This is a genomic window from Kitasatospora sp. NPDC058190 (assembly GCF_042883685.1).
In the GTDB taxonomy this organism is placed as follows: Bacteria; Actinomycetota; Actinomycetes; order Streptomycetales; family Streptomycetaceae; genus Kitasatospora.
This window is the reverse complement of record NZ_JBHVVI010000211.1, coordinates 1-8,386: the sequence shown is the minus strand read 5'-3', so window position 1 is coordinate 8,386 and position 8,386 is coordinate 1. Positions and strand designations below refer to the sequence as shown.

Here is an 8,386-nt window from a genome sequence, read left to right as displayed (position 1 = left end):
TCGGTCAGCTGCGACCTCGTCCAGCCCGTCACGCCGCTGGCGCTGCCCGGGCTCGACGCCGAGGACATCGAACTCAACCTCGGGCTGGCCAAGTTCGGCCTCACTCCGCTGCTGGAGGACGGGCCGCAGCCGCGCTGCCTGGTCCAGCACGACCGGGACGCGCTGGACGAGACGACCGCCGCGCGGCTGCTCGAAGCCTTCGCCGCCGTGCTCGGCGCGGTGGCCGAGGATGCGGACCTGCCGCTGTCGGAGCTGCCCGGCAGCCGTCTGGTCGCCGCCCGGCACCCGGCCGCCGAGGCGCTGTCGGCCGACCCGAGGGTGGCAGAGGCGGCCGTGGTCGAGGCCGCCGACGGCCGGCCGCTCGCGTACGCGGTGGTGCGCGGCCCGGTCGCCCCCAGCGGCAGTGACCTGCGCGCCGCCCTGCGGCGCAGCATCGCCCCGGCCGAACTCCCGCTCGCCGTCACCCTGGTGGACCGGATCCCGCGCGCCGCGGACGGCACCGTCGACCGCGACCGTCTGCCCGGCGCCGCCCGGACCAGCGCCCCGACCACCGCCCCCGGGCGGCCCGGCCCGCTCGACCTGGTCCGTACGGCCTTCGGTGAGCTGCTCGGCAGCGTCCCGCCCGCCGACGGCGACTTCTTCGCCCTCGGCGGCCACTCGCTGATCGCCGTCCAGCTCGCCGAACGCCTGCGCACCCGGGTCGGACTGCCGCTCACCGGCCTCGACATCCTGGAACAGCGCACGCCCCACGCCCTCGCCGCCCTGCTCGCCACCCGCGAGGAGGAGCGCCGCGCGGCCCTCGCCCGGACCGGCGCCCGCCCCCGCACCGAGCCGCGCACCGGGACCGTGCTGCTCACCGGCGCCACCGGCGGCGTCGGCGCGGCCGTGCTCCAGGAGCTGATGGCCCAGGGCCGTCCGGTCCGGGTGCTGGTCCGCCCGGAGTCGGCGCACCTGCCGGCCCTGCACGGCGCCGAGATCGCCGAGGGCGACCTGGCCGACCTGGACAGCCTGCACCGCGCGGTCAAGGGCGTGGACGCCGTGATCCACGCCGCCTGCACCTTCACCGAGCACGCCACCGACCTCGCCGCGATGCGCGCCCTGCTGGACGGCTGGTTCGGCGGGCCGTTCGTCTTCGTCAGCAGCATCGACGCCTATGGGCGGCCGCCCGGCACCGACGTCGCCGAGGGCGGCCCCAGTGGCGCGCCGGTCACCCCGTACGGGCAGGCCAAGCTGGACTGCGAGCGGCTGCTCTTCGAAGCGGCGGCCGAGGCCGGCGGGCGCGGCCCGGTCACCGCTGTGCGCGCCCCGATCGTCTGGGGCCCGCACCAGCGCCTGCGCGACCAACTCCGCTGGGGCTCCACCGGCGAGCTCTACCAGGCCGCCCTGGCCGGCCGCCCCATCGCCCTGCCCGCCCCGGCCCCCGGCGGTCGGCCGAGCTGGACCGGCGCCGCCTGGGTGCACTCGGCGGCCCTCGCCCGCGCCCTCGCCGTCTGCGCCCTGCCCGACCACCCCGCCGCCGGGCGGGTCGTCAACGCGATCAGCGGGCACGTCTCCTGGGCGGAGTTCACCACCGAGCTGATCCGCCTGCTCGGTTCGGAGAGCTCCGTGGACCTGCGGCCCGACGCCGATGCCGACCTGTGCCGCCCCTGGCACTACCGGGCGGAGACCTTGGCGGCCGCGCTGCGGCCGGAGCCGGGGGAGGACTGGCGCAGCGTCCTGGCGGCCATGGTCGGCTGAGGCCGGCACGTGAGGCGGAGGGGGGCCGGCGCCGGACCCCTCCGCCCGCAGCCGGGACGCGGCGATGCTGCGGATCCGCCGGGTGCGCCCGTGTCCGGCCCGGCGGAAGCGGGCGAACCGCACGTGCTCGTCGGGATCCCGGTCCGGGGTGTCGGCCGACCCGCTCGCGCGCGCGTGCAAGGCGGCATCCGCTGCTCCGGACGACCGCGCCTGCGGGCCACTGTGCACGGAGCCCGGACTCCGCCGCAGCGCCGCTCGCATCGGCCCGGAGCCCTCCCGGCCGCCTCAGCCGATGGTCACCACCCGCGCCCACGTGGGCGGCGCGTCCGGGCGGTAGTCGGGGTTGCCCTCGTTGTACCGGACCGGTCTCCGGAACAGGCCGACCACCGTACGGCAGGACGGTGCGACCGCGGGCCAGGGCGTCTGCCCGTCCGTCAGCACCACCACGACGTCCGGCTGCGGCCGGGTCCGCAGCGCCGCCGCGAAGCCCGTGCGCAGATCGGTGCCCCCGCCGCCGATCAGGCTGATGCCCGCCGCCCGGCAGATCGGCTGGACGGTCTGCGCGGCCGCGTCGCAGGACAGGACGGTGACCTGGTCGTGGCGGCCGCCGACGGCCCGGCCGATCGCCGCGACCTCCAGCAGCGCGCTGCCCAGCTCGTCGTCGGAGACCGAGCCCGAGGTGTCGATCACCACCGAGACCCGGGGCGGGCGCCGCCGCAGGCTCGGCAGCACCACGCCCGGCAGACCGGTCGAGCGGCGGGCGGGACGGCCGTAGCTGTAGTCCCCGCCCGAGCCGGGCCCGGAGACCGCCGAGCGCAGCGCCGCGCCCAGCAGCTGGCGCCAGGGCTGCGGCGGGTGGAACGCCTCCTCGGCCCAGCGCCGCCAGCCCGCAGGAGCGTCGCCGGGGCGGGCCCGGATGCCCTCGGCGACCCGGAAGCGGACGGCGTCGCGCTCCTGCGGAGTCAGCCCGGCCGCGCCCTCCGGCCCCAGCTCCCAGGGGCGGTCCACGCCGTCGGCGCCGCTGCCGCAGTCCAGCCAGGCCAGGCCCGGCTTGCGCGGGTCGAAGACGAAGCCGCGGAGGTAGTCCTCCATCAGCTGCCCCTCCGGCAGGTGGAGGCGCTCGGGCGTCAGGGCGCCCACAGGGGTGACCAGCCCCTCCCCGAACGCGTCGTCGTTGATCTCGCAGTCGGCGGCGATGTTCATCCGCAGCCGGTCGTCCCGGCCCGTCATCCCGAGGTCGCGGGCCAGCCGGTCGCTGCGCCCGTGGTGGTCGCGCAGCAGGTGCGACACCTCGTGCACCCACACCGAGGCCAGGTCCTCCACCGGGGTGCGCTCGACGAAGAGCGGCGAGGCGTAGCAGCGCCAGTAGCGGTCCACGGCCATCGTCGGCACCTGCCAGGACTCCACCAGGTGCAGGGCGAACAGCGCGGTCGCCAGGTAGGGGCGGGCCCGGACGGCCTGCAGCCGGGCGGCGTACAGCTTCTCCAGGTCCAGCCGGCCGGCCTGCGGCTCGATCTGCCAGGCGGCGTCCCCGGGTTCGGGGGCCGGTCTGGCGACCTTCGCCTTGATGCGCTTGCCGACGTCCAGCGGCGTCACGCCCGCGCTCATCGGCGGGTCCTCGCGTCGGCCCGGGCGGCGGCGTGGTCGGCCCGCCGGGACAGGGCCACCGTCGAGGCCAGGTGCTCGATCGACTCCGGTACCTCCCAGTCCTCCCGGCGCAGGGAGGCCAGCGTTGTGGCCGGGACGACCAGTACATCCGGCGCGCCGGTCTCCATCGCCCGCACCAGCAGCGCCCAGGCCGAGTCCCATCGCGCCCGCTCCGGCCGGTTGCGCACCGCGGCCACCACCCCGTCCAGCACCACCTGGCGCAGATCCCCGCGCTCGGGCAGCACCGCGTTCGCCGGGTCGGCCAGCAGCTCCTCCGGGGCCGGCAGGTCCATCCGGTCCATGCTCGCCATCAGCTCCAGCCCCGGACCGTCTCCGACCGTCCCCCGGACCAGCAGCGACAGCACCTCCCTGGAGGAGCCCGCCGCGGCGGCGAAGGCGATCAGCCGCAGCGTCATGTCCCAGCTGCGCGGGGAGGGCCAGGCGCCGCCGCGCCGGGTCTCGGTGGTGGGCAGGCGGTGCACCAACTCCGGCCGGGCGGAAAGTAGTTCACACACCGCCCGGCGGGCGAGCGCGACCGCCGCCGACAGCTCCTGCGGGTCGAGCCGGGGGAGGGTGGCGACCGGCCACACCCCGCCGAGGCCGCGCACCACCACCTCGTGGTCGTGCACCCACTGCAGATGGACGAACCGGTTGGCCAGCGGCGGGCTCAGCTCCCACCCGTCGGCCGCCGAGGAACGCGGGTTGGCAGCGGCCACGATCCGTACGCCGGGCGGCAGTTGGAGCGCACCGATGCGCCGCTCCAGGACCAGCCGGAGCAGTGCGGCCTGGACGGCGGGCGGCGCGGTGGACAACTCGTCCAGGAACAGCAGCCCGCGCCCGGCCCGGACCAACCGCACCGCCCAGTCCGGCGGGGCCAGCGGGACGCCCTGCTGCGCCGGGTCGTCGCCGACGATGGGCAGGCCGGAGAAGTCCGAGGGCTCGTGGACGCTGGCGATGACCGTGGTCAGCGGCAGCTCCAGCGCCTCGGCGAGCTGGTTGAGGGCGGCGGTCTTGCCGATTCCGGGCTCGCCCCAGAGCAGAACGGGCAGGTCGGCGGCGACGGCCAGGGTGAGGGCCTCCAGCTGGGTGTCGGCGCGGGGTTCGGTGCTGGTGTCGTTCAGCAGGTCGAGCAGCTCGCGGGCGACGTCGAGCCGGGCGGCGGGGGCGTGCGTGGGCATGGGTGATCACCTCGGGAAGTCGGAGGCTCCGGGAGTGGGAAGCTCCGGGATTCGGAAGTGGACGGTCTCAGCGGGGATTTCGGCAGGGCTTCAGCGCGTGCCGGTGCGCGGGTTGCAGCGAGGCCTGCAGCGCGGGCTGCAGTGCGCGGAGGTGTACCTGTGGGAACTGCGAAGGCACGGGCGCCGCCGGAACGGGAAGCCGCCCGGCCCCGGGTCGGTCAGGCCCGCCCGGTAGAGGCCGTAGGCGATCCGGCGCTGCGCGGCCGCCGCCAGCTCGTCCCGCAGCGGGCCCGGGCGCAGGACCGCCTGCGGACCGAGCAGGTCCTCGACCACGGCCAGCGCCCCGGCGGTGTCACCGTGGTCCAACCGCTCGCGCACACCGACCAGTTCGGTCGGATCGCGGTGCGCCTGATCGACGGCCCGCAGACAGGGCAGCGGGGTGCCGGACAGCGCGGCCAGCAGCTCCTCGCGGCGCAGCTGGGCCGGGTCGTGGTCGAGCGGGGTCAGCACCCCGTTGACCACGGCGATCCGGTGCCGGGCGCCACGACATTCCACCAGCCTTTGCGCGGGCGGAGGTTGGAGCGTCCTGCCGGCCCGGTGCCCGGGCGTCAGCGCGGCCGCGACCAGCGGGTGCAGCCGGTCGGGATCGATCGCGCCGCTGCGCAGCAGGGCGAGGTCGGGCGGCAGCCAGGTCGCCGCGTCGGGCAGCAGGGGCAGCGCCCGGACGTTCCCGGTGGCCTCCGCCACGGGCTCGCCGGGCCTGAGCAGCAACCGCCGTCGACGCCCGAGCCGTACCACGACGGGCCCGGCGGGGAGTCCTTCGGCCTGCAGCAGCAGCTCGGCCTCGGCGGCCCACCGGTCGACGGCGCAGCGCGGTTCGGGTGCACCGAATTCCGGAGAGCATGGCGGACCTGATCCGGCGCGCGAGGCCAGCTCCCCGCTCCGGTCCGCGTCCCACAGGTGCCGGTGCAGGTCGTAGCGGAACCGGCGGCTGGGATGCGGGTGCGGATGCGGGGGCCCGCCGTCGTCGTAGCCGTCCCAGAGCGCGAGGCTGACGTGCTGCCCGTACGCCGCCCAGGCGGGTGGCGTACGGACCACCAGGGACACCGGCCGCTCGCCCGGGTAGCGGGCCAGCGCCATGGTGAGCCCCGGCCGCAGTAGCCCGTCGGGCGCGGTCCTGGGCAGGTGCCAGCGCAGCAAGTCCGGTGCCAGTCGGCGCAGATCGTCGCGCACCCGGTCGGCGAGCTGTTGCCCGTGGTCGCGCGCGACGTCCCGCAGCCGGAACTCGATGTCGACGTTGGCGGCGGCGCAGGCCCCACCCCAGTCGCCGACCAGGCGACGCGCGGTGGCGGTTTCGATCATGGAGGGCGGTACGGCGTACTCGCGTACGCGCCGCCAGAAGGAGAGCGGGGAGTCTTGCCCGTTCGCGGTGTGAGTGTTCATCAGCACTCACCTTGCGCGGACGGGACCTCCGATCTGTGATCAGCGAAAGTGGTCATCGCCGGGGAGCATAGCGTCCGCCGCCGCCATCCGCCACACCCGTTGGCCCGGCGACGGCCCGCCGGCGCTCAAGGACCGCTGGAGGGCAGGTCGAAGGAGCGGTTCGGGCCGACCGGGCCGACGCGACTGGTCGATCGCGTAGCAGCGCGAGCCGCCCACCGAGCGCCCTCGGCCGTACGCACTCGTTCTCGGTTGCGGTCAACCCGTTGTCCGGCTGGCCGATTTCATCCCCTTTCGTCCACTGGGCGGTCGCGGCACCGATGTGCCTCGACGCAGAATGGTCGGTACCCGGGACTTCCGATCGCAGGGGGCTGGCATGACCGTACAACCGTTTGGGCGCAAGGCAGTTGGAGGGGTCCGGGCCGCGATCGGCGCCCTCGCCGTCGCGCTGGTGACGGGCGTGGCGGTCGGGGTGCCGGCTGCACCGGCGGAGGCGGCCGGAAGCAAGGTCGTGTACCTGACCTTCGACGACGGCCCCAGCCCCGCCTATACGCCGCGGATCCTCTCGATCCTCGACCGCTACGGGGTGCACGCGACCTTCTTCGAGATCGGCGAGAACGTCGCGGCCCACCCCTCGCTCACTCAGCAGGTCGCCCGCCAGGGCCACAGCGTGCAGAACCACTCCTGGTCCCACCCGGACCTGCGCCGGCTCTCCGCCTCCTCCTTCAACGCCCAGGTGGGCAACACCGATCGGGCCATCCGCGCCCAGACCGGCCGCACCCCGAAGTGCCTGCGCCCCCCGTACGGCGCGGTCAACGCCACGGTGCGCTCCCGGGCGGCGGGGCTGGGCAAGCAGGTGGTGCTCTGGTCGGTCGACCCGGCGGACTGGTCCCGACCGGGGACGGGGGCGATCCAGTCGCGGGTGCTGAAGAACGTCCGCCCGGGCTCGGTGATCCTGCTGCACGACGGTGGCGGGGACCGCAGCCAGACCGCCGCCGCGCTGCCGACGATCCTGTCCACCCTCAAGGCGCGCGGCTACAGCTTCGGGATCCTGTGCTGACCTGGTGTGCGCGGCCGAGTTGGGGGCTGGTCGGGGATCTCGGGGGCGTCAGCCCTGCCCGTCGAGGACCAGCGCCCAGGCGAGGCACCCGAGCGCGGAGGTGCACAACAGGGCGCGCAGCACGTTGAAGCGCGCCCACCGCGCCTCGAAACGCCCGCGCACCGCCGCCGGATCGGTGATCTCCTTCGGCGCGCCGGCGGCCGCGAGCTCGTCGTTCAGCGGGATGTTGACCGACCGGGTGACCCCGATCGCCGCCACGTACAGCACCAGCGCGGCCACGGTCGCGGGCAGCGCGTCATGGCCGTCCGAGGGCAGGTGCAGGGCGACCGAGGCCGCCGTGGTGAGCAGGGCGCCGACGAAGCCGAGCACGAACCAGCCGTTCAGGATCGCCACGTTGACGCGCTGCATGACCTCGATGAACATCCGGTCCTCGACCCGGGCGAGCGCGGGCATCACCGAGCAGACGTAGGCGTAGAACAGTCCGGCGCTCAGTCCGCAGGTCACGGTGGCCGCCACCAGGACGAGTATGCGTGCCGTCTCCATCTTCGCGGCCCCTCTGTCTGTTCGGCGTCCGTCGGGTATCGGTCGTTTCCGTGGACCGATCATCGGGCATCAGGGCCGCCCGGGCCACCTCGATCGCTCAAGACCCTCTCGCATGACGAGTGGTCAAATCATGTCCTCGATATTCGCACTTGGCGGCACGGACACTCTGACGGGGCCCCTCGACGGCCCCAAGGCCCGCGGTGCGTCCCTGCCGCGCGCGCCCGAGTGTGGCGTCGCCTTCACCGCCCGCAAGGTGGGCTACGGCAACGCCATCGCCCTCTCCGCGGCCATCACGCGGGTGCGCGGCATCAGCCGGCCGCTTCGGTGGCGGCGATGGCCCGCCGCAGGGTCTGCCGGGCCTGGTCCAACTCGTCCGCGCGGCGGTCGAGTTCGGCGAGCTGGGTGCGCAGCTTGGTGAGCACGCCCGGGCAGGCGATCAGCGGGCCGTCGGGTTGGCCGCAGGGGAGGACCTGGCTGATCAGCCGGGTGGGCAGGCCCGCCGCCAGGAGGGCGCGGATCTGGCGGACGGTCTGTTCTGCGGACGGAGCGTAGTCGCGGTAGCCGTTGGGGAGGCGGGTCGAGACGAGCAGGCCGACTGACTCGTAGTACCGGATCAGGCGCTCGCTGGTGCCGGTGAGTCTGGCCAGCTGCCCGATCCGCATGATCGTTCTCTCCCCGTCCGGCTTGACCTTGTCACGGTGTCAGGGTTGAAGACTAGGTGTACTGACCACGGAGGTTGGTGACGGGGCTCACGGCCGGGTGATCTTGAAATGAGTGAGGG

7 protein-coding genes are annotated in these 8,386 nt (G+C 75.0%); 2 read left to right on the top strand and 5 right to left on the bottom strand.

From position 1 onward, the window contains the following. Window positions 1-1,737 (top strand): NAD-dependent epimerase/dehydratase family protein (locus tag ACFVWU_RS43310; protein ID WP_387631885.1); only part of this gene is annotated, 1,737 nt, incomplete at its 5' end. Window positions 1,738-2,022: 285 nt separating this feature from the next. Here ACFVWU_RS43310 and ACFVWU_RS43305 read toward each other — a convergent pair. From ACFVWU_RS43305 to ACFVWU_RS43295, 3 genes are all read right to left on the bottom strand, one after another. After that, a complete protein-coding gene (locus tag ACFVWU_RS43305) occupies window positions 2,023-3,345 on the bottom strand; it encodes a VWA-like domain-containing protein (protein WP_387631883.1) in 1,323 nt (440 codons plus the stop codon). Next, window positions 3,342-4,562 (bottom strand): AAA family ATPase, encoded by a 1,221-nt coding sequence (locus tag ACFVWU_RS43300; protein ID WP_387631880.1) that lies wholly within the window; start codon window positions 4,560-4,562, stop codon window positions 3,342-3,344. Before ACFVWU_RS43300 ends, ACFVWU_RS43305 begins: the two co-directional genes overlap by 4 nt. A gap of 90 nt (window positions 4,563-4,652) precedes the next feature. Continuing rightward, complete coding sequence (locus ACFVWU_RS43295; RefSeq protein WP_387631878.1) at window positions 4,653-6,005, bottom strand: hypothetical protein; 1,353 nt, start codon at window positions 6,003-6,005, stop codon at window positions 4,653-4,655. A 373-nt stretch (window positions 6,006-6,378) separates the two neighbouring features. Here ACFVWU_RS43295 and ACFVWU_RS43290 point away from each other — a divergent pair, with 373 nt between their 5' ends. Next, window positions 6,379-7,062 (top strand): polysaccharide deacetylase family protein, encoded by a 684-nt coding sequence (locus ACFVWU_RS43290; RefSeq protein WP_387631876.1) that lies wholly within the window; start codon window positions 6,379-6,381, stop codon window positions 7,060-7,062. A 48-nt stretch (window positions 7,063-7,110) separates the two neighbouring features. Here ACFVWU_RS43290 and ACFVWU_RS43285 read toward each other — a convergent pair whose 3' ends face one another. Next, window positions 7,111-7,605 (bottom strand): DUF1772 domain-containing protein, encoded by a 495-nt coding sequence (locus tag ACFVWU_RS43285; protein WP_387631873.1) that lies wholly within the window; start codon window positions 7,603-7,605, stop codon window positions 7,111-7,113. A 308-nt stretch (window positions 7,606-7,913) separates the two neighbouring features. Then, a complete protein-coding gene (locus ACFVWU_RS43280) occupies window positions 7,914-8,267 on the bottom strand; it encodes a MerR family transcriptional regulator (protein WP_387631870.1) in 354 nt (117 codons plus the stop codon). Between the last annotated feature and the right edge of the window lie 119 nt (window positions 8,268-8,386).

Coding starts and splice junctions, on each gene's coding strand:
- ACFVWU_RS43305 (WP_387631883.1), bottom strand. CDS start 3,345: ATGAGCGCGGGCGTGACGCCGCTGGACGTCGGCAAGCGCATCAAGGCG.
- ACFVWU_RS43300 (WP_387631880.1), bottom strand. CDS start 4,562: ATGCCCACGCACGCCCCCGCCGCCCGGCTCGACGTCGCCCGCGAGCTG.
- ACFVWU_RS43295 (WP_387631878.1), bottom strand. CDS start 6,005: ATGAACACTCACACCGCGAACGGGCAAGACTCCCCGCTCTCCTTCTGG.
- ACFVWU_RS43290 (WP_387631876.1), top strand. CDS start 6,379: ATGACCGTACAACCGTTTGGGCGCAAGGCAGTTGGAGGGGTCCGGGCC.
- ACFVWU_RS43285 (WP_387631873.1), bottom strand. CDS start 7,605: ATGGAGACGGCACGCATACTCGTCCTGGTGGCGGCCACCGTGACCTGC.
- ACFVWU_RS43280 (WP_387631870.1), bottom strand. CDS start 8,267: ATGCGGATCGGGCAGCTGGCCAGACTCACCGGCACCAGCGAGCGCCTG.